At 67.3% G+C, this 24,783-nt stretch carries 26 protein-coding genes; 22 read left to right on the plus strand and 4 right to left on the minus strand.

The features are described 5' to 3' along the window. Positions 1–67: 67 nt before the first annotated feature. The 4 genes from hemF to FJU31_RS04785 all read right to left on the minus strand — a co-directional run bounded on the left by hemF (position 68) and on the right by FJU31_RS04785 (position 4,403). Entirely contained in the window at positions 68–964 is an 897-nt protein-coding gene (gene hemF / locus FJU31_RS04770; RefSeq protein WP_150453711.1) for an oxygen-dependent coproporphyrinogen oxidase, read from the minus strand. A 62-nt stretch (positions 965–1,026) separates the two neighbouring features. Beyond that, a complete protein-coding gene (locus tag FJU31_RS04775; protein ID WP_150453712.1) occupies positions 1,027–1,590 on the minus strand; it encodes a hypothetical protein in 564 nt (187 codons plus the stop codon). A 30-nt stretch (positions 1,591–1,620) separates the two neighbouring features. Then, complete coding sequence (locus tag FJU31_RS04780; protein WP_150453713.1) at positions 1,621–2,040, minus strand: NUDIX hydrolase; 420 nt, start codon at positions 2,038–2,040, stop codon at positions 1,621–1,623. Further along, positions 2,037–4,403 carry a S9 family peptidase gene (locus FJU31_RS04785; protein ID WP_150453714.1) on the minus strand — a complete coding sequence of 789 codons (2,367 nt, stop codon included), beginning with the start codon at positions 4,401–4,403 and terminating at the stop codon, positions 2,037–2,039. The genes FJU31_RS04780 and FJU31_RS04785 overlap by 4 nt, the downstream gene beginning before the upstream one ends. Before the next feature lie 243 nt (positions 4,404–4,646). Between FJU31_RS04785 and FJU31_RS04790 the strand changes: the two genes are divergently transcribed. The 22 genes from FJU31_RS04790 to FJU31_RS04895 all read left to right on the plus strand — a co-directional run bounded on the left by FJU31_RS04790 (position 4,647) and on the right by FJU31_RS04895 (position 24,733). Continuing rightward, complete coding sequence (locus FJU31_RS04790; protein WP_150453715.1) at positions 4,647–4,970, plus strand: hypothetical protein; 324 nt, start codon at positions 4,647–4,649, stop codon at positions 4,968–4,970. Between the two features lie 61 nt (positions 4,971–5,031). Further along, positions 5,032–6,240 (plus strand): hypothetical protein, encoded by a 1,209-nt coding sequence (locus FJU31_RS04795; protein WP_150453716.1) that lies wholly within the window; start codon positions 5,032–5,034, stop codon positions 6,238–6,240. After that, complete coding sequence (locus FJU31_RS04800; protein ID WP_150453717.1) at positions 6,237–7,061, plus strand: hypothetical protein; 825 nt, start codon at positions 6,237–6,239, stop codon at positions 7,059–7,061. The genes FJU31_RS04795 and FJU31_RS04800 overlap by 4 nt, the downstream gene beginning before the upstream one ends. A 99-nt stretch (positions 7,062–7,160) precedes the next feature. Further along, positions 7,161–7,508 (plus strand): hypothetical protein, encoded by a 348-nt coding sequence (locus FJU31_RS04805; protein ID WP_150453718.1) that lies wholly within the window; start codon positions 7,161–7,163, stop codon positions 7,506–7,508. A gap of 31 nt (positions 7,509–7,539) precedes the next feature. Then, positions 7,540–8,826 (plus strand): ABC transporter permease, encoded by a 1,287-nt coding sequence (locus FJU31_RS04810; protein ID WP_150453719.1) that lies wholly within the window; start codon positions 7,540–7,542, stop codon positions 8,824–8,826. 10 nt (positions 8,827–8,836) lie between these two features. Then, positions 8,837–10,054, plus strand: coding sequence for an ABC transporter permease (locus tag FJU31_RS04815; protein ID WP_150453720.1), 1,218 nt, complete (start codon positions 8,837–8,839; stop codon positions 10,052–10,054). Then, positions 10,051–10,671, plus strand: a complete 621-nt coding sequence (locus FJU31_RS04820) for an RNA polymerase sigma factor (protein WP_150453721.1) — start codon at positions 10,051–10,053, stop codon at positions 10,669–10,671. Before FJU31_RS04815 ends, FJU31_RS04820 begins: the two co-directional genes overlap by 4 nt. Continuing rightward, positions 10,668–10,883 carry a hypothetical protein gene (locus FJU31_RS04825; protein ID WP_150453722.1) on the plus strand — a complete coding sequence of 72 codons (216 nt, stop codon included), beginning with the start codon at positions 10,668–10,670 and terminating at the stop codon, positions 10,881–10,883. Before FJU31_RS04820 ends, FJU31_RS04825 begins: the two co-directional genes overlap by 4 nt. 261 nt (positions 10,884–11,144) lie before the next feature. Continuing rightward, on the plus strand, positions 11,145–12,542 hold the full coding sequence (locus FJU31_RS04830) for a cytochrome ubiquinol oxidase subunit I (RefSeq protein ID WP_150453723.1): 1,398 nt from the start codon (positions 11,145–11,147) through the stop codon (positions 12,540–12,542). A gap of 1 nt (position 12,543) precedes the next feature. Next, positions 12,544–13,557 (plus strand): cytochrome d ubiquinol oxidase subunit II, encoded by a 1,014-nt coding sequence (cydB, locus tag FJU31_RS04835; RefSeq protein WP_150453724.1) that lies wholly within the window; start codon positions 12,544–12,546, stop codon positions 13,555–13,557. A 217-nt stretch (positions 13,558–13,774) separates the two neighbouring features. Then, a complete protein-coding gene (locus FJU31_RS04840; RefSeq protein WP_150453725.1) occupies positions 13,775–14,518 on the plus strand; it encodes a beta-ketoacyl synthase chain length factor in 744 nt (247 codons plus the stop codon). Further along, complete coding sequence (locus tag FJU31_RS04845) at positions 14,511–15,308, plus strand: lysophospholipid acyltransferase family protein (protein ID WP_150453726.1); 798 nt, start codon at positions 14,511–14,513, stop codon at positions 15,306–15,308. Before FJU31_RS04840 ends, FJU31_RS04845 begins: the two co-directional genes overlap by 8 nt. Further along, positions 15,295–15,552: a phosphopantetheine-binding protein gene (locus tag FJU31_RS04850; protein WP_005411610.1), complete on the plus strand. Its 258-nt coding sequence runs from the start codon at positions 15,295–15,297 to the stop codon at positions 15,550–15,552. The genes FJU31_RS04845 and FJU31_RS04850 overlap by 14 nt, the downstream gene beginning before the upstream one ends. 16 nt (positions 15,553–15,568) lie before the next feature. Beyond that, positions 15,569–15,826: an acyl carrier protein gene (locus FJU31_RS04855; RefSeq protein ID WP_025878014.1), complete on the plus strand. Its 258-nt coding sequence runs from the start codon at positions 15,569–15,571 to the stop codon at positions 15,824–15,826. A 22-nt stretch (positions 15,827–15,848) separates the two neighbouring features. Then, a complete protein-coding gene (locus tag FJU31_RS04860; protein ID WP_150453727.1) occupies positions 15,849–16,400 on the plus strand; it encodes a COG4648 family protein in 552 nt (183 codons plus the stop codon). Beyond that, positions 16,393–18,075, plus strand: coding sequence for an ApeI family dehydratase (locus FJU31_RS04865; protein WP_150453728.1), 1,683 nt, complete (start codon positions 16,393–16,395; stop codon positions 18,073–18,075). Before FJU31_RS04860 ends, FJU31_RS04865 begins: the two co-directional genes overlap by 8 nt. Beyond that, on the plus strand, positions 18,065–18,835 hold the full coding sequence (locus FJU31_RS04870) for a glycosyltransferase family 2 protein (protein WP_150453729.1): 771 nt from the start codon (positions 18,065–18,067) through the stop codon (positions 18,833–18,835). Before FJU31_RS04865 ends, FJU31_RS04870 begins: the two co-directional genes overlap by 11 nt. A gap of 1 nt (position 18,836) precedes the next feature. After that, the gene (locus FJU31_RS04875) at positions 18,837–19,778 is read left to right on the plus strand and encodes a lysophospholipid acyltransferase family protein (protein WP_150453730.1); all 942 of its coding nucleotides are present in this window, start codon (positions 18,837–18,839) and stop codon (positions 19,776–19,778) included. Continuing rightward, entirely contained in the window at positions 19,768–21,318 is a 1,551-nt protein-coding gene (locus FJU31_RS04880) for an HAL/PAL/TAL family ammonia-lyase (protein WP_150453731.1), read from the plus strand. Before FJU31_RS04875 ends, FJU31_RS04880 begins: the two co-directional genes overlap by 11 nt. After that, entirely contained in the window at positions 21,305–21,736 is a 432-nt protein-coding gene (locus FJU31_RS04885) for an acyl-CoA thioesterase (protein WP_150453732.1), read from the plus strand. The genes FJU31_RS04880 and FJU31_RS04885 overlap by 14 nt, the downstream gene beginning before the upstream one ends. A gap of 23 nt (positions 21,737–21,759) precedes the next feature. Continuing rightward, on the plus strand, positions 21,760–22,377 hold the full coding sequence (locus tag FJU31_RS04890) for an outer membrane lipoprotein carrier protein LolA (RefSeq protein WP_150453848.1): 618 nt from the start codon (positions 21,760–21,762) through the stop codon (positions 22,375–22,377). Position 22,378: 1 nt separating this feature from the next. Continuing rightward, complete coding sequence (locus tag FJU31_RS04895) at positions 22,379–24,733, plus strand: MMPL family transporter (RefSeq protein ID WP_150453733.1); 2,355 nt, start codon at positions 22,379–22,381, stop codon at positions 24,731–24,733. The last annotated feature ends 50 nt before the right edge of the window (positions 24,734–24,783 follow it).

A 24,783-nucleotide genomic window follows, 5' to 3' on the forward strand; every position in this document is an offset into this window, starting at 1 on the left:
CCTGGTAGAGTCGAGCTTGCTCGACTGCTGTTGGCGCAATGCGAAAGGCAGTCGAGCAAGCTCGACTCTACACCCAGTCGCGTGGCACCAGGTAATCGGCCAGGCGCGCCTCGGCGCTGCCGGCTTCGGGGCTGAACCCATATTCCCAGCGCGCCCGCGGCGGCAGGCTCATCAGAATGCTCTCGCTGCGGCCACCACTCTGCAGGCCGAACAGCGTGCCGCGGTCGTAGACCAGGTTGAATTCCACATAGCGGCCGCGACGGTACAGCTGGAACTCGCGCTCGCGCTCGCCGTGCGCGGTGTCCTTGCGCTGCTGCAAGATCGGCAGGTAGGCATCGAGGAAGCCGTCGCCGACCGCGCGCAGGTAGGCGAAGTCGCGCTCGAAATCGCCGTGCAGGTCATCGAAGAACAGGCCGCCGACGCCGCGCGTTTCGTTGCGATGGCGCAGGAAGAAGTACTCGTCGCACCAGCGCTTGTGCGCGGCGTAGCGCTCCTCGCCATACGGCGCGCACAGGTCGTGGGCCACCTGGTGCCAGTGCTGCACGTCCTCATCGAAGGGATAGAACGGGGTCAGGTCGAAGCCACCGCCGAACCAGCTGGCCACCACTTCGCCATCGCGCTGCGCCTGGAAGAAGCGCACGTTGGCGTGGGTGGTCGGCACGTAGGGGTTGAGCGGGTGGAACACCAGCGACACGCCGGTGGCGCGCCAGGAGGCGCCCGCCAGTTCCGGCCGGTTGGCCGAGGCTGACGGCGGCAGGCGGCTGCCGGACACATCGGAAAAGCCGATGCCGGCCTGCTCGAACACCGCACCGTCGCGCAGCACGCGGGTCCGCCCGCCACCGCCCTCGGCCCGCTGCCACAGGTCTTCCTGAAAGCGGGCCTGGCCGTCGGCGGCCTCGATGGCCGCACAGATGCGATCCTGCAGATCGGTGAGGTAGGCGCGGACGCGCTCGAAATCGTTCATGGCGCGTACTTTACCGCAGCGCCCCCGGTTGTCCCGCAGCACAGCGGCCGCGGCCGTGCAGATCAGCGGAAGCGCGCGCGGATGTCCGGCCGCAGCAGGCGCCAGGCCAGCCAACCCTGCAGGCCGGCAAACAGCACCGAGGTTCCCAGCAGGGTGATGGTGAACAACAGCCGCTGCACGTTCAGCTCGTGGGCCGTCGCCGGGTCATCGGCGAGCAGCACCACAATCTGCGTCAGCACGCGGTCGAACCACCAGGTGATCGCGAAGTTGGCCAATGCGCTCCACAGCAGCGCGCAGATGAAGGCCCACAGGCCCCAGCGTCGTTCCTTCCACAGCCCCCAGCTGGCCACCGTGGAGGTCAGGCATAACAGGGCGGCCAGCAGCGATGTGGCGACCGGGTGCGCGAGCATCCAGTGCAGGCTGCGATCAAGCTGGTGTTCCCAGGCCAGGGCGACCAGGTGTTTCCAGAGCCCGGACAAGGCCAATGGCCACGCAACCAGCGCCTGCAGCAGGAAGTACAGGGTCAGCAGCAGGCACACCCAGAACGATCCCTGCGCCAACGGCGAGATCCAGCGGTGGGTCGATGGCAATGGGGCCGTGGGAATGCGGGGGATGGGCGATGACATCCGGTGTCCTTTCAGGCGATGCCCGCGTGCTCAGCGGACCGTCGCCAGGGCGGCGACCGCCGGCAGGATATGGTGTTCGCTCAGGGGTGCCAAGCGCAGGCCGTGCGGTGGCCGCAGCGGCACCCAGGCCAGTTCGGCGATCTCGGCGCGTGCGGTCGGTATGCCCGCAACCTGCACCCACCAGGCCTGCGCCTGCACGCGGTGGCCGGGTTCGTTCACCGCCCAGTCCTCGAAACGGCCCAGGGCGACCGCGCTGGCGGCATCGAACTGCACGCCCAGTTCCTCGTCCAGCTCGCGGGCCAGGGCCTGCAGCGGTGCTTCGCCCGCCTCGGGCTTGCCGCCGGGCTGGATGAAGCGGTCGGCGCCGTGCTTGCGCACCACCAGCGCCCGGCCGCGGTCATCCAGGATGACCGCAGCCACGATCTGGATCGTGGCCGCGGCGTTGCTCACTTCAGGTTCTGCTCGAACAGCTTGAGGATGCGCTTGTACTGGTCCAGCCAGGAATCGGCACGGGTGTAGCCGTGGCGCTCCAGCGGGTACGGGGCGATCGACCAGTTGTCCTTGTGCAGCTCGATCAGGCGCTGGGTCAGGTGCACCGAGTCCTGGAAGAATACGTTGTCATCCATCATGCCGTGGGCGATCAGCAGGTTGTCCTGCAGGTTCTGCGCGTACTCGATGGGCGAGGACGTGCGGTACGCCTCCGGGTCGATGTCCGGGGTGTTGAGGATGTTGCTGGTGTAGGCGTGGTTGTAGTTGTTCCAGTCCACCACCGGGCGCAGCGCGGCACCGGCCTTGAACGTGCCCGGCGAACGGAACAGCGCCATGAAGGTCATGAAGCCGCCGTAGGAACCGCCGTAGATGCCGGCGTGGTCGCGGTCACCCTGCTGGGTGTCGACCAGCCAGTCCAGGCCGTCCTTGTAGTCTTCCAGTTCCGGGTGGCCCATGTTGCGGTAGATCGCCGTCCGCCAGTCGCGGCCGTAGCCCTCGCTGCCGCGGTAATCCATGTCCAGCACGATGTAGCCCTTTTCCACCAGCAGGTTGTGGAACATCTGCTCGCGGAAGTAGGCCGGGTAGCGCTGGTGCACGTTCTGCAGGTAGCCGGCACCGTGCACGAACATCACGATCGGGTACTTCTTGCCCGGTTCCTTGTGCTCGGGCTCGTAGTACTTGGCCCAGACCACGCCGGCGCCATGCTTGGACGGCACCGCCACCAGCTTCGGCTGGATCCACTCACGCGCCTTGTACTCGGCGGTACGGGTGTCGGTCAGCACGCGTGCCTGGCCACCGGCGCTCGGCACCACGGCCAGCTGGGTCGGCAGGTAGGCGGCCGAATAGCGCACCAGCAGCTGCTGGCCATCGGGCGACAGCGAGAAATCTTCCACGCCGTTGAGGCTGGTCAGCTCGCGCACCTGGCGGTTGCCGGTGTCGACCGCGCAGATTTCATAGTCGTGCGGCGCCTGCTGGTTGCACAGGAAGTAGAAGCCCTTGCCGTCGGCCGACAGCACCGGTGCGGAGGTTTCCCACTTGCCGCTGGTCAGCGCCTGCGGCTTGGCCGAACCGGCCTGGGTGTACAGGTGGGAGAAGCCGGACTCTTCGGACAGCAGCCACAGGGTGCGACCATCGGCCATCCAGCCGAAATCGTTGAAGCCCCAGTTGATCCAGGCGTTGTCGGTCAGGCGGTGGCGGTTCTGCACACGGCCGTCGCTGCCGATGCTGACGATCCAGCGGTCCTTGTTGTCGTTGGCGCGCAGCATCACCGCGGCCTGCTGGCCGTCGGCGCTCCAGCGCATGCCGCCGCCCATGAAGTCGCTCATCACCTGCACGCTGCGGTCGCCCTTCAGCGGGTCTTTGCCGGCCTTGCGGCGCAGTTCGGCCAGCGGGTCGGTGCCGATGCCCGGCAGGCCCGACAGCGAGAGCTTCTCGGCCTTGCCGGTGCGCACGTCGACGTACCACAGGGTGTGCGGCTCGAAGCCATTGCGGCCGACGCGGGTGCGGGTGTCCTCGCTTTCCTCGTAGCCGGATTCGGTCACGTACAGCGGCATCTTGCTGCTGCGGCCGTCGTCGAAGTCCTTCGGCTTGGTCACCACGATCAGGTGGCCCAGGTCCGGCGACAGCAGGCTGTCGGCGATCTCGACGTCGGCGCCCAGGTAGATCGGGGCCGCCGCGCGGGTCGGGTCGGTCTGGCGCCAGCGCTGGTCCTGGTCCTTCAGCGCTTCACGCTGGTCGCGGTCGCGGCGCAGGGTTTCCAGGGTACGCAGCTGCTGGTCGCGCAGCAGGTCGTCCTTGGGCTTGCTGGCCGGGTCTTTGTCGGCCTTCAGGCTGGCCACCTGCTGCACGCCGCTGGCGGCGGTCCAGTGGAACCAGTTCTGGCCCACGCGCCAGATCACGCCGTTGTCGGCGGCGAAGTTCACGCCGGCGGCGCGCTCGTTGCTGCGGGTCAGCTGGGTCAGCGCGCCGCTGCGCAGGTCGCGCACGAACACATCGCCGTTGCGGACGAAGGCGCTGCGGCTGCGGCTGCGGTCGTAGACCGGCTCGGCCACGTCCAGGGTGCCGCGCTGGTCATCGGCCACCTGCGCGGCGGCGCCACCGGCCAGCGGCTGGCGGAAGGTGTCGCGCACCGGGCTGCCGCTGCGCTTGAGCTGGTACTCGACCTGCCGGCTGTTCCAGGACCACCAGGCCTTCTCGACCGGCGGACCGATCCAGTCCGGGTCGGCCATGGCCTGTTCGATGGTGATCGGCGTCGGCGCAGCATGCGCGGCCGGTGCGGCCAGCACGGCCGACAGCAGGAGGGACAGGGGCAGCACTCGGGACATGGGCTCACGGCACCAGATGAGGAAACCGGGCAAGGGTAGCAGCCGCCCGGGCGGGGGGAGGGGGCCACAGGTCATGGCGTACGTGTGGCCACACTTGGCAATGTTGCGGCTGTTTGACAAATGATTCATTGCCCGTTAATCATCGGGTGTCGGCTGAGTCCGACGGCAGCCGCAGGAAGAGCTTGCCGAAGTGTGGAAGTAGCCCTGCGGCTTTACCTTCATCACTAGAAAGGAAGTCACTGCATGTCCAAGAAGATCGACAAGAAGGTTCTCCTCTCCCCGGTGCTGGCCGCCATGCTGGGCGTTGCCGGTGCTGCTAGCGCTGCCGAAATCCAGACCAGCGAATCCGCGCCGCACGTTGCCTCCGCCAACGTCGCGTCCCCCTCGGTGGAACTGAACATCGATTACCTCGATGTCCAGGCCCAGTTGGACATGGATGATGCCATGGCCGAAACCAAGTGCACGCTGTACTCCAGCGGCGGCACCAAGTGCACCTTCTACGCGACCGACAGCGATACGGTGCAGCAGATCGCCGGTGACTACGGCGATGGCACCTTCGACGTCTGATTGAAAACGGCCGCCATTCACTGAATGGCGGCCGCCAACCACGCTGCCTGGAGCAGACAGGATGTCTCATACGCTCAATGATCTGCTGCACGCCATGCAGCAGGGCGATGAATCGCCGCAGATCTTTGCTTCACTTCTTTCGGCCTGGATCGAACACACTGCCAGCGAACTGGGTGACGTACTCTCGCGCCATGGTGCCGCAGATCCGCTGCAGCAGCAGCTGATTGACCAGATCCTTGCCGACTACCGCGCGCTTGACGCGCTGAGCCGTACCCGGCTGATGCTTTCAACCGAGGTCTCCAGCTATCTGGAAGAGCCAGAGGGCAAGGCGTTCGATGGCGCCCATGTAGGAACCGGTACGCTGCTCCAGGGCATTGCCGATGCCCTGCAGCGTGAGCGCAGCGTTGCCATGGTCCGCGCCGGCCAGGTACCGCTGTGCGATGACGAACGGATCGACAGCCCGCTGGGTGATGTCATTGCCGTGCGCAACGCCGGTCACTGGCAGCTTCGCCAGCGCCCGCAGATTGCGGACGTGATAACACTGGATATCGACAGCCGGCTGTCGCTGCGGCATGAACCGGATAGTGGAACCTTCTGCCGTGAGCGGCTTGAGGTCGACCCAGCCGAAGAGCAGATCATCCTGGACAAACTTGAAAAGGCGATGGCGCTTATCGATGCAGCCACACCGATGTTCGGTCTGATGATCAAATCGTTTACCCGGCGGATTCTGGTGCGCAAGTCCGTCGAGCTTTACGACATCGTGGATCGCGTACCGCTGGGCTCGGAGTATCGCCCCATCCACACCGGCTGCATCCGCATCCTGAACGTTCACCGGCCCGAAATGACCGTTGCGCTCTGTGCCGAAGCGATCTTGCACGAATCCACCCACAGCTTCCTTTCGGCCTACGAGTCGATCCATGGGAAGTTCATGTCGTCGGAGATCCGCTACCGGCCGGTATCACCGTGGTCGGGAAATTATATTCCCAACCACTCGCTTGCCCACGCCATCTTCGTCTACTACGCGCTGCACGAACTGTTTGATCGTGCGATCGGTGACGATGTGGCAATGGATTCCTCGACCCTTGCGTCCGTCCGCCGCCGCAGGCTGGATGTGGCCGTCGGCTTCTGCGTGGACCGCAGCCTGTCAAGCATGTTCTTCCTTGAAACAGATGCAGTGACTGGGTTCCTTCCCCTCGTTGATCGCATGCAGGCCGATATCGCATCCAGGTACATGACAGGCAATGCGCAGCAGCGGAGGGCCGCCGCATGAGCCGCCCGATTGTAGTGCTCTACAACAATCCAGCCGATGGCGTTGCCAATGCGCTGCGCGGGCGACCGGGCGTTACCTGCCTTCATCTTGATGAAATCAGCGCATACTGGAAGCTGGCAGATGACCTGCCGCCCACCGCGGTGGAGTACCCCGCCGCGCTGCACGACTGCTTCAGGGCTGCGTACGTTATCAACCGCATCTTCGATTTCAACCACTCCGAAGCGGGGCCTCGCCTGCACGCTGCCGGGCTGCACGGGCTGTGGGGCTATGTGGCATTGTCTCCGCTGCTGCAGCAAGCGGCCGTACTGGCCCACGAGAACGGTGCCCGCGGCGTCAGTCGGTCGATGCTGCCATTGAATGCGCAGTGGTTCAGCCTTGGCAGCGTCTGCACCGACATCACATTCCCGGCCTTCGAGTTCGGCTTCGGCAAGGTTGATCCGGATATATCCCGGCTACACGATGCCATGCAGAAGTCGTTGTGGTCCTATTTCGCCTGGAAGACCGAGAGCAATCTCGATGATGAAGAGCGCGACTGGCATCGGTTCTATGTGGACCGCCCGTCAGGGACACCGGTCGTCTGCATCTACCATCAGGACTCGTTCGAACTGATGTTCCCCAAGGGACCTGCGAAGGTGGACACCGCGCTGTATGCCAGGGCAGCAGCGGGCGCTCGACAGGTGTTTGCGAGCGAGATGGGCGAACTGCTGTTCTATGAGCGCGACGATGCGGCTCCCATGTTCTGCGCTTTCAGTCCCTACATGGCCAATGCTACGCGTAATCCGGCCTTCGGTGACGCGTTGGCCGGGGCAAGGGTCGCCTGATCCATGCACAGCGCACAGCAGTGGGTTGATCGGTGAAATACATGCAACCGATGTTCCGGTTCGTGCATCTATCCAAGTAACACCAACCGGAGCCCTACCATGCAGGAATTGATCCCGATCACGCTGTTCCTCTGTATCGCCTATGCCATCCACGCGCTGGCCGATGCGCGCGCCAGAAGCAAACTGGTTGCCCCGCACGTGCCTGAGGAAGTCATTCGCGCATTGGCGGGCCTTGAAGAGGCGCGCCGACGCATGGCCGGCCTGCGCTGGGGTATCAGCCTGGTGAGCCTGGCCATCGCATTGGCGGTTCTGGAGGCAGTGGGGGCACGCGATCTGAGTTTCGGCGCGGCAGCGGCGCTGGTTGGCAGTGCGGGTATCGGTCAACTTGTGGCCTATGCTTTAACGCAACGCATCGCCGGCCTGCCGACAGCCTCGACGCCGCACTGATTCTGCAGGTCCACTTCTTCCAGGGACGAAGATGATTGCCTACTATCTGCGGCTTGCGATCCGCCGCCTGAAGGGCAACGCAATTGCCTATGCTGTGGTTGCACTTGTGCTGGGTGCCGGGGTCGGCTGCACTATGGTGATGGGGTCGATCGTACGCCAGATCAATCACGATCCCGCCCCCGGCCGCAGCAGCCAACTCTACCGGCCTGTGATCGATGCCAGGCCTGAGGCGCAACGTCGGGCTGGCGGTGAAGGCGGGGCAAATCTGACCTGGCCAGATGCGCAACAGCTCATGCGCCAAGGGTCGCGTTGGCCGCAGGTGGCGCTGGCGGGTGGGCGCGTGGTCGCCAAGGATGCCGCCGATCAAGCGTTCAACGTGCGCGTACGCTATGCCACCGAACAGATCTTCCAGGTGCTGGGTGTGGAACTTGATTCCGGGCGCGGCTGGAGTAAGGCCGAGGGTGATGCAGCGCAACGCTTGGTCGTGTTGTCTTCCACATTGGCCGCGCGTCTGTGTGCCGAGAAAACCTGCCGTGGTACCACCGTTGATCTTGACGGACACGCGTACCGAGTGATCGGGGTGGCAGCGCCCTGGCACCCGGTGCCGATGTACCACGCCGATCTTCCGGGTGCAGCGTTTGCCGAGGCAGACCAGTTGTTTCTCCCGCTGGCCACTGCCGTGGCGGACGATCTGATCGTCGATGGCAGCGTGTCGGTTTGGGGAGAGAGCGGGGAGAAGCCGCGGTTGGGTGGATCGATGGCCTGGCTGCAGTTGTGGGCGCTGTTGCCACACGCTGAGGACCTCGAGCAGTATCGGCAGATGGTGGCCGCCCATGCCAGGTCGCACGGGCTGCCGGCTGAGTACAGCAGCGTGTGGGCCATGCCAGACTGGCTGCAGCAACAGGGACTGGTGGCACAGGACACGCGGGTACAGCTGTGGCTCTGCTATCTGCTGTTGGCGGTCTGTGTGACCAACGCTGGTGCATTGCTGTACCTCACATTGGACCGCAGGCGCCATGAAATGGCGATCCGTCGCGCGATCGGGGCCCGAAGGGTTGATGTGCTGGTGCAGATGTTGCTGGAGGCCGCTGTAGTCGGCCTGCTGAGCGGCACGTTCGCCACGGTGGTCTATCTGGGCGGGTTGCAGTTCGTCCAGTCCAGCAGGCTGGTTGCCGCTGCGCTCACCGCCCCTCAGGCAACTACTGCGCTGCTGGCACTGTTGATCGGACTGGTCGTAGCGCTGGCCTGTGCTGCCATTCCTGCGCTGCGGTTGTGTACCCGAAAGGTCGTGGTCCAGCAGATCGCGGCAAGTCCATGAGGAGCCTCGTATGCTGATGATCAAGGCATTGCGCCATTACCTGCCGGGTGCGCTCCTTCTGGCTACTCAGGCAGGATTGGCCAGTGCAGTCTTCATCCTGTCCGTGTCGGTAATCACCGACAGTCAGACACGTCTTGCGGTAAAGGCCGGCGAGCATCCCGAGCGCGTCGGTATCATCCATGTCGCCGATCCCCGGAACAGCGAGGGTTCTGCCGAAGGGATACGCGAAGACGTGGCGGCACTTTCGACGGTTCCGGGGGTCCGTTCCGTTGCGGTCAGCGATGCCATTCCATTTGGTGGCCGATCCCGGCGATTTGGCATGTGCAGCAGCGGCAAGGCCATGGATGCTGCCATCGCCGCAGGATCGATCGAGGTGAAGGGCTGCGCACAGTTGCCGCTCATCAAGGCGTCCGACGATTGGCTGCCATCGTTGGGGCTGCATCCGACCCAAGGCAACGGATTGCAGCGTGGCGACGCCCTGCAGGAGGCCCGAGTAGTGCTGCTCAGCCAGACCCTGGCCGATGCGCTGTACGGAAGTGGGCGTGCGGTCGGGCAGCAACTGTACCTGGGTCCGGACGATGCACGCACCGTTATCGGGGTCTTCCCGGCCATCGCGGGTCCGTCTCCCGGTGGCGGGGAGACCGATACGCAGTGGGCGGTGGTTCCGGGCTACCCCACGGGCAACCAGCGCTATTTCAGCCTGGCCAGCGGTGGGGGTGACTTCGATCGACGAACCCTTGATGCCGCGATTGCGGCGCTGCATGGCGTAGCGGCGTACCGCATGATCGACCCTGACAAGGCGCGTTCGCTGCAGGGATACCGTGACGATTTCTTGCGAGTGGACATCTTCAAGACACGACTGCTGTCCGGCATGACGCTGCTCGTCCTGGTGATCATGATGGTAGGTGTGAGTGGCATGGTGGGATCATGGGTCAACCGCCGGCGCCGGGCGATTGGCATCCGCCGCGCGCTGGGGGCACGCCGCCACGACGTGGTTATGTACTTCCTGCTGGAAAATCTTGCGCTGTGCCTGCCCGGGGCGTTGTGCGGCCTGCTGCTGGCCGGCACCATCCGTTACGCCTCCTCCTACCCGGCTCTTTCGAACTGGAGTTACGGGGTGGCGATCATTGCGGCGATCGTGGTGGTGGCAACCAATCTGCTGGCTTGCCTCCATCCGTCGCTGCGTGCAGCCAGACAGGAGCCGCTGGAGCTGCTGAGAGCGCGATGACCAGGACCGCACCGTCATCCAGCAACCCGTCCGTTGCACTGGGACACTTGGAGGACGAACGTCGCCTCGTCATCGCGATCATCGACGGTGACCAGCAATCATTCTCGCGCCTGGTGGCCTCCCACCAGGGGATGTGCGCGCGCATTCTGTCCCGCATGGTCGGCGACCGCGACCAGGTCGCCGACCTGCTGCAGGAGACCTTCCTGGCGGTGTTCCGCCAGCTGCACCGGTTCCGCTTTGAATCCTCGCTGCGCACCTGGGTTTCGCGGGTGGCCTACACCACCGCGCTGCAGCACCTGCGCCGCCGCCGGCTGGAGATGCAGTGGATGGTGGCGGTGGAGGTGCCCGAGGAACTGGGCATCGGCGACGAGGGGCCCGGCCCGGCCGAGCTGAGCGAGGCGCTGCAGGCCGGGCGCCAGCTCGGCGCGGCGCTGGAACGGCTGACCCCGCCGCAGCGGCTGATCGTGGGCCTGCACTATCTGGAGGATTTCGATCTGGTCGAGATTGAACAGGTGACCGGGCTGCCACGCGGTACCATCAAGAGCCACCTGTACCGCGCACGGCAGACCCTGAAACAGGAGCTGACCCGACGCGCCACCGCCGGAGAGCTGCTGTGAGCGAAGCCAACGACCCCCGCGATGCTGATGCGCGCGCGCTGTCGCGGGCGCTGCGCGAGCTGGAACAACGGCACGCCGTGCCTGATGTGAGCGAGGCGTTGCAGCAGCGGCTGCAGGCGGAAACGCGCGACAGTGGCGCGCTGTATGTGGTGGTGCAGGTGCTGTTGTTTGGCGCGCTGCTGGCGGCAGCGGCCTGGTATTTCTGGCGGTAAGGCCCCCGCCGGGCATGGCCCGGCGCTACCGCAACCGCCGCCGAGGTAGCGCCGGGCCACGCCCGGCGAGCGCAGCCGATTCCAAGGTAGCGCCGGGCCATGCCCGGCGAGCGCAACCGATTCCAGGGTAGCGCCGGTCCATGCTCGCCGGCTTCCGCCCTGCGACATAGTGAAGCAGCGCGTCACCCGGTCGCATCCCGGCTTAACCAAATCCTCCTAAAGTGGTCCGGTATCCCACCCGTACCCGGCAGGAGGCGTCCCTTGGACGCGTTGTTGTTGTCGCGGATCCAGTTCGGATTCGTCATCAGTTTCCACGTGCTGTTCCCCGCCTTCACCATCGGCACGGCCAGCTGGCTGGCCTTCATCGAATGGCGCTGGCTGCGCACGAAACTGCCCGTGTGGCGCGACCTGTATTTCTTCTGGCAGAAGATCTTCGCCGTGTCCTTCGGCATGGGCGTGGTCAGCGGCATCGTCATGGCGTTCCAGTTCGGCACCAACTGGCCGCGGCTGAGTGAAGTGGCCGGCACGGTCATCGGCCCGCTGCTGACCTATGAAGTGCTGACCGCGTTCTTCCTGGAAGCCAGTTTCCTCGGCGTGATGATGTTCGGCTGGGGCCGGGTGTCGCCGCGCCTGCATTTCCTGTCCACCTGCATGGTGGCGCTGGGCACGTTGTTTTCCACCTTCTGGATCCTGTCGTCCAACAGCTGGCTGCATACGCCGGCCGGCTACGAAATGATCAACGGCATCGTGCATCCGGTGGACTGGTGGCAGGTGGTGCTCAACCCGTCCTTCCCGTACCGCCTGGCGCACATGGCGTTGGGTTCGTTCATCACCACCTGTTTCGTGATCGGTGGCGTGGGCGCGTGGTACCTGCGCAAGGGCACGCACGTCGAAGCCGGCCGCCGCATGCTGGTCGCGGCGGTGGCGTTTGCCGCGCTGACCGTGCCGGTGCAGATCTTCGTCGGCGACATGCATGGCCTGAACACGCTCAAGCACCAGCCGATGAAGATCGCGGCGATGGAAGCGCACTGGCATGAAAGCAAGGCCGGCGAGGGCGTGCCGCTGGTGGTGTTCGCCCTGCCCAACGAAAAAGAACAGCGCAACGATTTCGAAGTGGCCATCCCCAAGCTGGGCAGCGTGATCCTGACCCATTCGCTGGACGGCACCTTCGATCCGCTCACGTCCGTGCCGGCCAGCGAGCGCCCGCCGGTGACGCCGGTGTTCTTCGCCTTCCGCATCATGGTCGGGCTGGGCACGCTGATGCTGCTGCTGGCCTGGGTCTCGGCGGTGCAGCTGTGGCGGAGCAAGCTGCTCGATTCGCCATGGCTGCTGCGGGGCTGGAACTGGATGCTGCCCAGCGGCTTCATCGCGCTGGTATCCGGCTGGTTCGTCACCGAGATGGGGCGCCAGCCGTGGGTGGTCTACGGCGTGCTGCGCACCGCCGATGCGGTGGGCCCGCAGAGTGCGTGGATGACCGCGCTGTCGTTGGCGGTGTACGTGGTCGGCTACGCCTTCGTGTTCGGCTGGGGCATCTGGTACCTGGTGAAGATTCTGCGCCATGGCCCGCAGCCCTATGAGGAGGGCCCCTCGCTGGACCATGGCAGCCACACCCCGGCGCGGCCGCTTTCGGCCGCCGACGAATCGCTGGAGGAGCGCTGACATGGATCTGGTGACCTGGCTGCCGGTGGCGTGGTTCGCGGTGATCGGCTTCGGCGTGCTGATGTACGTGGTGCTGGATGGTTTCGTGCTCGGCATCGGCATCCTCGCCCCGTTCGCCGAGGACGAGGAACAGTTGGACCTGATGATGAACACCGCCGCGCCGATCTGGGACGGCAACGAGACGTGGCTGGTGCTGGGCGGTGCCGGCCTGCTGGCGGCGTTTCCCAAGGCGTATGCGGTGCTGCTGTCGGCGCTGTACCTGCCGGTGCTGCTGCTGGTGGTGGCACTGGTGTTCCGTGGCGTGGCCTTCGAATTCCGCTTCAAGGCGCACCGCTCGCGCCGGCTGTGGAGCGTGGCCTTCGGCCTGGGCTCGCTGCTGGCGACCTTCGCCCAGGGCGTCATCCTGGGCACGCTGGCGCAGGGCATTCCGCTGGTTGATGGCCGCTTCAGCGGCGGCGCGTTCACCTGGTTCAGCCCGTTCGCGATGCTGACCGGTGCGGCGCTGGTGGCCGGCTATGCGCTGCTGGGCAGCACCTGGCTGATCCTGAAGACCGAGGGCCGGGTGCAGGCGCTGGCGCGGCAGATGACCCGGCCGCTGGTGGTGGCGGTGATCGCGGCGATGGGCCTTGTTTCCAGCTGGCTGCCGTTCCTCGATTCGCGGCTGATGGATCGCTGGTTCAGTGACGGCAACTTCTGGTGGCTGTCGCCGGTGCCGCTGTTGACCCTGGCGGTGGCCGCCGCGCTGTGGCGCAGCGCCACCCACCCGCGCCGCGACCTGCCGCCGTTCCTGCTCAGCCTGGCGCTGTTCGTGCTCGGCTTCGCCGGCCTGGTGCTGGGCATGTGGCCCTACCTGCTGCCGCCATCGATGACGCTGTGGCAGGCTGCGGCACCGGCGTCCTCGCTGGGCTTCACCCTGGTGGGCCTGGTGGTGCTGCTGCCGGTCATCCTCGGCTACACCGCCTGGTCGTACCGGGTGTTCCGCGGCAAGGTGCGGGCCGACGCCGGCTACCACTGAAGCAGGTGAACGGGGAGCGGCCGGTGACCGCCCCCGTTTCGGTTTGTGAAACATGTATTCCCTGCGCGGGACGTGCTAGCGTTCGCACCTTTCCGGCCGCCAGGGGGGCTGCCGGCGACGTCCTGGACGGACGCACGGCTGCAGGAATGGGGGGCCGCCGCGCGTCGCCAAGCTGTTGGCCCGTGCCTGTCTTCCGCCCATCCAAACATCACCGGTAATGATCGAATTTTCCGTTGTCGACTGGGCCGCCTGGGCGCCTGGACTGACAGAACGTAGCCAATGGATGGGATGGGCCGACGCGCCGTTCCTGCCGCAGGGCGAGGGCACGCCGTCGTTGGCCGAAGTGCCGGCCATGCAGCGCCGCCGCATCGAGCGCCTCGGCCGCATGGCCATCCAGGCCGCGTGCTGGTGTGAAGACGCGCAGGGCGCCGACAGCGACGTGCCGCTGGTGTTTGCCAGCCGACATGGTGACGTGGCCCGTTCGATGGAGCTGCTCGGCTCGTTGATCGCCGCCGAACCGCTCTCGCCCACCGGTTTCGGCCTGTCGGTGCACAACGCCATCGCCGCGCTCTATTCGATCGCCCGCGGCCATCGTGGCAACTACCTGGCGCTGGCCGCTCGGCAGGCGACCGTGGAAGCCGCCTGCTTGGAGGCCGCCGGCCTGCTGGCCGATGGCGCCAAGGAAGTGCGGGTGGTGATGTATGAGTCCCCGTTGCCGGACATTTTCAGCGAATTCGCCGACGAACCCGACCCGTTCTTCGCCTGGTGCTGGCGCCTGGCGCCGTCTGGTGCGGCCGGCACCGGCCTGCGCCTGGCCTGGGAACCGGCCGCCGATGCGGGCAACACCGCACCGGGCCTGCTGCCGCATGCGCTGGACCTGCACCGCTTCCTGCTGTCGTCGGCACCCACGCTGGAACACGTGACCCAGGGCCAGCGCTGGCGCTGGAGCCGCCATGGCTGAAGCCCTGCGCCGTCTCGACCACGCCTGGCGGGTATTCGGCACCGGCCTGAGCTTCGCCGCGTTCGGCGTGGGCGGGCTGCTGCTGGGCGTGTTCGTGATGCCGGTCCTGCTGTTGATGCGCGACCCGGTCGCGCGCCAGCGGCGGGCGCGGCGGCTGGTGCAGGTGGCGTTTGCCAGCCACGTATGGCTGATGTGCCGGCTGGGCCTGATGACCCTGCAGGTCGAGGGCCGCGAGCGCCTGCAGCGCGATGGCCTGCTGGTGCTGGCCAACCACCCGACCCTGATCGACGTGGTCTGCCTGATCTCGCTGCTGCCCAACGCCGACTGCGTGGTCAAGCGCGCGGTGGCCTGCAACCCGTTCATGCGCGGCCCGGTCCGCGCCGCCGGCTACATCGCCAATGACGATGGCGCCGGCCTGGTCGATGACTGCGTGGCGGCCGTGCATGCCGGCGGCACCCTGGTCATTTTCCCGGAAGGGACGCGCACCGTGCCGGGGCAGCCGCTGCGGCTGCAGCGCGGTGCCGCCAACATCGCCGTGCGTGGGCGGCTGGACATCACGCCGGTGCGTATCAGCTGCACGCCGGCGACGCTGACCAAGGGCCAGAAGTGGTATCGTGTGCCCTCACGTCGTTTTCACGTTCAGCTGCAGATCGGCGAAGATATCGCCATCGCGCCCTTCCTGGACGAAGATGACGCGTCAAGGGGGGATGCCTTGGCGGCCCGTCGCGTCACCGACCACCTCACTCGTTATTTCGACCTGTCTGGAGATCCGACCCGTGCAAGCACTTGAGCACGAGATCAAGGAATTGATCATTTCCTCGCTTTCGCTGGAGGACATCACGCCGGAGGACATCGATCCGACCGCGCCGCTGTTCGTGGAAGGCCTTGGCCTTGATTCGATCGACGCCCTGGAACTGGGCCTGGCCCTGCAGAAGAAGTACGGTGTCAGCCTCTCGGCCGACTCGGAAGAAACCCGTCGCCATTTCTCCAGCGTGCGCGCGCTCGGCGAGTTCGTCGCCGCCCGCCAGTCGTAAGGCGCCAGGAACTGCCATGACCAAGAATGAACTCTTCGAGCGCATCGTCCGCATCCTGACCGACAGCTTCGAGATCGAACCTGCCCGGATCAGCCCGGAGTCGCGCCTGTATGACGACCTGGACATCGACAGCATCGATGCCGTCGACCTGATCGTGCAGCTCAAGCCGCTGCTGGGCCGCAACCTGCAGCCGGAAGCCTTCAAGGCCGTGCGCACCGTGCAGGACATCGTCGATGTCGTGCATGGCCTGCTGCCTGGCCAGGCAGCCGCCTGACCGCAGCCAGGGAATCCCGACCATGGCACGTGCACGCATGGTCGTGGTGGCAGCGCTTTCGCTCGCCTATCCGGTGCTGGTCTACGTGGCCATGGGCCGCTTCGAGCCGCGCTGGCTGTCGCTGCTGCTGTTCGGCCTGGCCCTGCTGCGTGCGCTGAGCACCCGGCAACCGCTGTGGTGGGCCGCCGCGGCCGGGGCCGGCCTGCTGGCCGGGCTGGCCACCGTGCTCAACCAGGCCCTGCCGCTGAAGCTGTACCCGGTGCTGGTGAACGTGGTGATGCTGGCGGTGTTCGCCACCAGCCTGCGTTTCGGCCCGCCGCTGGTGGAGCGCCTGGCGCGCGTGCAGGAGCCGGACCTGCCGGACTTCGCGGTAGCCTATACCCGTCGCGTCACCCAGGTGTGGTGCGGCTTTTTTGTTCTCAACGGTGGCCTGGCCCTGTTCACCGCGCTGTACGCGTCGGACCGGGTCTGGATGCTCTACAACGGATTGTTGGCGTACGTGATGATGGGACTGTTGTTCGCAGGCGAATGGCTGGTGCGGCGTCGGGTCAAGGCGGCCCATGCCCATGGCTGACTGGATCGCCCTGGACCGGTTGCTGGTCGACGCGCAGCCCGGCCGTGACATCGGCCTCTGCGAAGGCGTCGCCCTGGATCACATGGCCTTCCGCCTGCGCGCGCTGGCCTGGCGCGATGCGTTCGCCGCCGCCGAAGGCCGCGACTGGGCGCTGTATTTCGACGATGCAATTGCCTTTGCTGCGGCCCTGTTCGGTGCCTGGCATGCCGGCAAGCGCGTGTTCCTCGCCGCTGACAACCTGCCGGCCACCCTGCAGGCGTTGCAGCCGCAGGTCAGTGGCTTCGCTGGCGACGTCTCGGCCGACTACCGCCCGTTGACGCCGGCCGTGGCCGCCGAGGGTGTGCTGCAGGTGCTGGACGAGCGCGCCTGCGAACTGTGCGTGTTCACCTCCGGCAGCACCGGCCAGCCCAGCGCGATCAACAAGCGCATGGACCAGCTGGCGCGCGAAGTCGATGCGCTGCAGGCCGCCTTCGGCGCGCAGCTCGACGGCGTGCAGGTGCACGGCACGGTCTCGCACCAGCACATCTACGGCCTGCTGTTCCGCGTGCTGTGGCCGCTGGCCGCGGGCCGCCAGATCCAGCCGCGGCGTTTCTTCCATGAAGACCTGGTCGGCACCCTGGGCGGCGCCGACAGCGTGCTGGTGGCGACCCCGGCACACCTGAAGCGCCTGCCCGAACAGCTCGACTGGGCCAGCCTGCACGGCCGCCTGCGTGCGGTGTTCTCCTCCGGCGGCCCGCTGCCGGAAGAGGCCGCGCGGCGGGTGCGGCAGTGGTTGGGCGTGGCCCCCACCGAGGTGTACGGCAGCAGCGAGACCGGCGGCATCGCCTGGCGCCGCTGGGAGACCGACATGCCGCCGTGGCAGCCGCTGCCGGGCGTGCAGTGGCGCATCGATGACGGCTGCCTCGCGGTGGCCTCGGCGCACCTGGACAGCAGTGACTGGTGGCGCACCCAGGACCGCGTGGAAGCGCTGGCCGATGGCCGCTTCCGCCTGCTTGGCCGCGCCGACCGCATCGTCAAGATCGAAGAACGCCGGGTCTCGCTGGATGCGCTGGAACGCGCGCTGCGCGATGACCCGGAAGTAGAGGACGTGCGCGTGCTGGTGCTGTCCGGCCAGCGCGAGCAGCTGGCGGCGGTGGTGGTGCCGGCGGATCCAGCGCTGGTAGCGGCCGGCGATGCTGCGCGCCGTGCCTTCGGCCTGCGCCTTGGCGCCCGCCTGGCGCAGGGCCACGATGCGGTCACCCGCCCGCGCCGCTGGCGGCTGGTCGAGGCAATGCCGATCAACGCGCAGGGCAAGGTCACCCAGGCCGCGCTGTCGGCGTTGTTCCAGCCGCTGATGCCGGTGCCGCAGTGGGACCGTCGCGGCGCAACGGCCGCAACCCTGCGTGTCACCCTGGATGCATCGCTGCGCGCGTTCCAGGGGCACTTCCCGCAGGCAGCGATCCTGCCTGGCGTGGCCCAGCTGGACTGGGCGGTGCGCTTTGCCCGCCAGGCCTTCGCGCTGCCGCGCGGCTTCGTGCGGATGGAGGCGGTGAAGTTCCAGCACGTGGCCCGCCCTGGTGACGAACTGACCCTGCAGCTGGACTGGGATGCCCAGCGCGGCGCGCTGACGTTCCGCTACACCTCCCTGCATGGCACGCACGCCAGCGGCAAGGTGGTGCTGACCGATGCGCACTGACGCCGTGGTGGCCGGTGGCGCGTTCGCGCCGCTGGTGGTCATTCCCGTGTACGACCACGAGCATGCCATCGGCGCCGTGGTGGACGGCGTGCAGGCGGCCGGCCTGCCCTGCCTGCTGGTCGACGATGGCTCCCAGCCCTCCTGCGCGCGGGTGCTGCGGGAACTGGCACAGCGGGCGGGCGTCGACCTGCTGCGGCTGGATGTGAACCAGGGCAAGGGCGGGGCGATGCTGGCCGGTTTCGCTGAAGCGCAGCGTCGCGGGTATACCCATGTGCTGCAGATCGACGCCGACGGCCAGCACGACACCGGTGACCTGCCGCGTTTCATCGATGCCGCCCGCGCGCACCCGGACGCGGTGATCTGTGGCATTCCGGCCTACGATGCCAGCGTACCGAAGGCGCGCCTGTACGGTCGCTACGCCACCCACATCTGGGTGTGGATCAATACGCTGTCGCTGCACCTGCGCGACACCATGTGTGGCTTCCGGGTCTACCCGCTGCCGCCGGTGCTGCGCCTGATCGGCCAGGAAACCATCGGCCGGCGCATGGATTTCGATACCGAAGTGATGGTGCGCCTGTACTGGCGGCAGGTGCCGGTGGAACACCTGGCCACCCGCGTGACCTATCCGGCCGACGGCGTTTCGCACTTCGATGTGTGGCGCGACAATGTGCGCATCAGCCGCATGCACACCCGCCTGTTCTTCGGCATGCTGCCGCGCGCACCGCGCCTGCTGTGGCGCCGCGTGCAGGGGCAGGGTTGAGATGAGCCGCGCGCACGACGCACCGCACTGGGCCGACATCGGCGAATCCACCTCGGTGGCCGGCGTGCTGTTCCTGTGCTGGGTGCACCGCTGGTTCGGGCGCTGGCCGTTCCGCCTGTGCGCGTGGCCGGTGGTGGTCTGCCACTGGCTGGGCAACCGGGTGGGCCGCCGCGCCTCGCTGCAGTACCTGCAGCGGCTGCAGGCGCATGCCGGCGCGCTCGGCCATGCGCCGGGCTGGCGTGACAGCCTGCGCCATTTCTTCAGCTTCGCCGACACGATGCTGGACAAGATCCTCGGCCTCGGTGGCCGTTACCCGCCCGAGCGCATCCACCTGCAGCGCGATCTGGTGCTGGGCAAGATCGCGCGCCGCGAAGGCGGCCTGATCCTGACCGCGCACATCGGCTGCCTGGAACTGTGCCAGGTGCTGGCCGAGCAGGTGCCGGGCTTCCGCATCACCGTGCTGGTGCACACCGCGCATGCGCAGCGCTTCAACCGCCTGCTGCAGCGGCTGGACCCGCTGGCTGCGGTGGAGCTGGTGCAGGTCACCGAGATGGGTCCGGCCACGGCGGTGATGCTCGCCGAAAAGGTCGCCTCCGGTGGCTTCGTGGCCATCGTCGGCGACCGCGTGCCGGTGCAGGGCGGGCGGAGCGTGATGGCCGATTTCCTCGGCCACCGTGCGCCGTTCCCGATCGGTGCCTATGTGCTGGCGTCCGCGCTGGCGTGCCCGGTCTACACGATGTCCTGCCTGCACGAAGGCGATGGCTATCGCGTGGCCTTCGAACACTTTGCCGACCGCGTGGTGCTGCCGCGTGGTTCGCGTGACGCTGCACTTGCCGAACAGGCGCAGCGCTTCGCACGCTGGCTTGAACTCCAGGTCATCCAGTCCCCGCTGGACTGGTTCAATTTCTTCCCCTTCTGGGACCAGGCTCCTCATGACGATTGACGCCGTACCCGTGTGCCGTTTCGGCGATGCACCGCTGACCATCGAAGACGTGGTTGCCCTGGCCCAGCGCCAGTGCGACGCCGCCCTGAGCGAGGCCCCGGCCTTTCGCGCGCATATCCAGCGCGGCGCCGATTTCCTCGACCGCCTGCTGCGCGAGGACGGCGTGATCTATGGCGTGACCACCGGCTACGGCGATTCGTGCACGGTGAACATTCCGCCGGCGCTGGTAGCCGAGCTGCCGCACCACCTCTACACCTACCATGGCTGCGGCCTGGGCCGTTACCTGGACCCGGCCGAGACCCGCGCCGTGCTGGCCGCGCGCCTGGCCTCGCTGGTGCGCGGCATGTCCGGCGTCAGCGTGCCGCTGCTGGAAGGCCTGGCCACCCTGCTGCAGCACGACGTGCTGCCGTTGATCCCGGCCGAAGGCTCGGTCGGTGCCAGTGGTGACCTCACCCCGCTGTCCTACGTCGCCGCCGTGCTGTGTGGCGAGCGCGAGGTGCTGTTCGAAGGCCAGGTGCAGCCGGCCGGCCCGGTGCTGGCGAAGATCGGCATGGTCCCGCTGAAGCTGCGGCCGAAGGAAGGCCTGGCCATCATGAACGGCACGGCGGTGATGACCGGCCTGGCCTGCCTGGCCTGGCAGCGCGCTGACTACCTGGCACGCATGGCGACCCGCCTGACCGCGTTCAACGTGCTGTCCAGTGATGGCAACGCGCACCACTTCGACGAAACCCTGTTCGCCGCCAAGCCGCACCCGGGCCAGGGCCGCATCGCCGCGCGCCTGCGCAGCGACCTGCACAGCGAACGCCCGCCGCGCAACGAACAGCGCCTGCAGGATCGTTACTCGCTGCGCTGCGCACCGCACGTCATCGGCGTGCTGGAAGACAGCCTGCCGTTCCTGCGCCAGCTGATCGAAACCGAGCTGAACAGCGCCAACGACAACCCGCTGATCGATGCCGACGGCGAGCGCATCCTGCACGGGGGCCACTTCTACGGCGGCCACATCGCACTGGCGATGGACACGTTGAAGAACACCGTGGCCAACGTCGCCGATCTGCTCGACCGGCAGCTGGCGCTGGTGGTCGATGCCCGCTACAACCACGGCCTGCCGGCCAACCTGTCGGCGGCCACCGGCCCGCGCGCGGCCATCAACCATGGCCTGAAGGCGCTGCAGATCAGCGTCTCGGCATGGGCCGCCGAGGCGCTGAAGCAGACCATGCCGGCCAGCGTGTTCTCGCGTTCGACCGAATGCCACAACCAGGACAAGGTCAGCATGGGCACCATCGCCGCGCGCGACTGCCTGCGCGTGATCGAACTGACTGAACAGGTGGTGGCCGCGATGCTGATCGCCGCACGCCAGGGCCTGGCCCTGCGCGAGCGGGTTGGCCTGAACGCGCAGCTGCATGGCAGTCTGGCCGACATGTACGCCGATCTGGGACAGCGCATCGCCCTGGTCGAAGAAGACCGCGCGCTGGATCGCGAACTGCGGGAACTGCTGGTGGAGATCCGCACGCAACGCTGGGAGCTGTATGTCGGTGAATGAAGCAATCGAACTGGTCGGCGAGATCTCGCTGTCCCCGGCCTTCCATGACTGCGACCCGATGAACGTGGTCTGGCATGGCAACTACTTCAAGTACTTCGAGATCGCACGCTGCGCGCTGCTCGGCCGCTACGACTACGACTACCCGCAGATGCTCGAATCGGGCTACCTGTGGCCGGTGGTCGATGCACGGGTGAAGTACGTGCGGCCGCTGCTGTTCAACCAGGCGCTGCGCGTGGTCTCGCGCATCGTGGAATGGGAGAACCGGCTGAAGATCGAATACGAGATCCTGGATGCGGAAAGCGGCCAGGTGCTGACCCGTGCGATGACCATCCAGGTCGCGGTGGACGCGACCAGCAAGGAAATGCTGTACCAGTGCCCGCCGGTGCTGTGGCAGCGTCTTGGAGTGCCTGCCCCGTGAATCCCTTCATCCCTTCTCTTCGCATGGTGCTCCTGCGCGTGCTGCTGTGCGCGCTGATGCTTGCCGCTGCGCCGCTGGTGCAGGCTGCCGATGCCGCCGTCGATGCGGTCACCCAGGCGGTGGCGCGGCCCGACGTGCTGCGTGGCCAGTTCAGCCAGGAAAAGCAGGTCAGCGGCTTCAAGAACCCGCTGCGCTCGCAGGGCCAGTTCGTGGTCGCACGCCAGCACGGCGTGATCTGGACCACGCTCAAGCCATTCCCGTCCGAAGTGGTGGTCACTGCCGACCGCATCCTCAGCCGCCAGCGTGATGGCAGCACCCGCGTCGAACTGGATGCGCGCCAGCAGCCGGCGATGCGCTCGGTCAACGCCATCATGTTCGCGCTGATGAGTGGCGACGTGCAGGCGCTGTCGAGCCAGTTCAACGTGCAGGCCAGCCGCGAAGGGCAGGGCTGGCGGCTGAAGCTGACCCCTAAGTCGGCGATGCTGGCCAAGGCCTTCGAATCACTGACCCTGCAGGGCGACCGCTACGTGCGCCAGGTGGAGATCGTGGAGGCCAACCAGGACCGCACGCAGATCCATTTCAGCGCGCTGACCGAAGCGCCGGCCAGCCTGTCCGCCGACGAGGCGCGCCGTTTTGACTGATATGTCGACTGACACCGCAGGGAAGGGGCCGGAGCGCCTGCGCCGCTGGTGGCACTGGCTGGGCATTGCCTGGCTGCTGGCGCTGCTGGTGATGGGCGCGCAGCAGTGGCGCCTGTGGAGCCAGGAATCGCGGATCGACACCGACATCCTCGCCCTGCTGCCGCAGGATGCGCACGACCGCCTGCTGAGTGATGTCACCCGGCGCATCGCCGATGGCAGCTCGCGGCAGGTGGTGGTGTTGCTGGGCAGTACCGATGGCGCCGCCGCCAAACAGGCGCAGGCCGCCTTCGCCAAGGCCATGGCCAGCGATACCGACAGCGGACTGCTGGTGCCCAGCGGTTCGATCGAAGGCTGGTTCGATGAAGCGCGCGCGTTCTACGCGCCGTATCGCGACCGCCTGTTGACCCCTGCCCAGCGCGAACAGCTGCAGCAGGCCGAACCGGGCGCGTTGGCCGAACAGGCGCTGGGCGCGCTGTACGGTCCGATGGGCGCCCCGCGGCTGACCGATTGGCGGCAGGACCCGCTGTCGCTGTGGCCGCAATGGTGGCAGCAGCAGGCCCAGGGCTCCGGCCTGCGCCTGGGCGATGATGGCCTGCTCGAAGCCGAGGGCAAGCACTGGGCCGCGCTGCAGTTCGATACCCCCGGCTCGGCCTTCCAGCTCGACGGCGAGCGCCATATCGATGGCCTGCTGGAGCGTGCCGGCCAGGCCGCCAAGGCCGCCGCCGCGGATCTGGAGATCCTGCATGCCGGCGTGCCGCTGCATGCCGAAGCGGCCGCCGTGCAGGCCAACCAGGAAATCAACACGATCGGCTGGGGCTCGCTGGCCGCGGTGCTGCTGCTGGTCTGGCTCGCGTTCCGTTCGCTGCGGCCGATCCTGCTGGTGGCCGCCTCGCTGCTGATCGGCTGCGGCGTGGCGCTCGCGGTGACCGTGCTGGTGTTCGGCAAGGTGCACGTGCTGACCCTGGTATTCGGCGCGTCGCTGGTCGGCGTGGCCGAGGATTACGGCATCCACTGGTTCGCGTCGCGCCAGGCCGAGCCGGCCGACCGCCGCTGGAAGCTGCTCAAGCACCTGCTGCCGGGCCTGTGGCTGGCCCTGGTAACCAGTGCGCTGGCTTACCTGGCCCTCGGCCTGGCCCCGTTCCCGGGCCTGCGGCAGATGGCCCTGTTCTCGGTGGTCGGCCTCGCCGGCGCCTTCCTCACGGTGATCTTCTGGTTCCCGTGGCTGGACGGTGGCGAGATCCGCCAGACCCGCTTCTCGCAGTGGCTGGGCAACACGCTGGAACGGTTCCCGCGCCTGCATGGCACGCGCCCGGTCACCGTGTTCATCGTCGCCACGCTGGCGCTGTCGGCCATCGGCATCGCGCGCCTGCAGAGCAACGACGACCTGCGCAGCCTGCAGTCCTCGCCGCCGGCGCTGATGGCCGAGCAGATCCGCCTCAGCCAGCTGCTGGGCATGCCGAGCCCGGCGCAGTTCTACCTGGTGCAGGGCGCCAACGCCGGCCAGCTGCTGGAACGCGAAGAAGCGCTGACCGGACGCCTGCGTGCGCTGGCCAGCGACAAGCGCATCGGCGGCTACCGTGCGATCAGTGACTGGCTGCCGTCGCCGGCGCGCCAGCAGGCCGATGCCGCACTGACCGCGAAGGTGGAACCGGGCGTGCTGTCGGCGGTGTCCGAAGCGGTGGGCGAGCCGTTGCCGCGGCCGGACTTCGCGGCGTCGCCGCTGACCGCCGAAGCTTTCCTCGCCTCGCCGGCCTCCAAGCCGTTCCGCCACCTGTGGGTGGGCGCGGTGGGTGGGCAGATGGTCAGCGTGGTGATGGTCGATGACCTCTCGCGCGCCGACGCGCTGGCCACCCTGCAGGGCGCGGCCGAGGGCCTGCCCGGCGTGCGCTGGGTGGACCGCACGGCCGACTTCTCCACGCTGCTGGGCCACTACCGCAAGCTGATGGGCGGGCTGCTGCTGGTCGGCATCGCGCTGGTGTTCGGCGCGCTGTGGCTGCGTTACCGCCGCCAGGCCTGGCGCGTGTTCGCCCCGACCCTGATCGCCGGTGCGCTCACCCTGGGCCTGCTGGGCCTGTTCGGCCAGCCGCTGCAGCTGTTCAATGTGCTGGCGCTGATGCTGCTGCTGGGCATGGGCATCGACTACGGCATCTTCCTGATCGAACACCGCGGCGACGCCAGTGCCTGGCTGGCGGTGTGCGTGGGCGCAGCCAGCACCTGGCTGTCGTTCGGCCTGCTGGGCCTGTCGCAGACCCCGGCGCTGCGCGCGTTCGGCCTCACCCTGCTGTTCGGCATCGGCCTGGTCTGGCTGATCTCGCCGCTGTTCCGTCCGCCGCCGCACGACCTGCCGGCGGCCTGACCGCCCTGTACTGCGCAGCCTTCCTTTCCACCTGATCGAGCAACAAGGAC

The sequence above is a fragment of the Stenotrophomonas cyclobalanopsidis genome (genome assembly GCF_008710035.1).
In the GTDB taxonomy this organism is placed as follows: Bacteria; Pseudomonadota; Gammaproteobacteria; order Xanthomonadales; family Xanthomonadaceae; genus Stenotrophomonas; species Stenotrophomonas cyclobalanopsidis.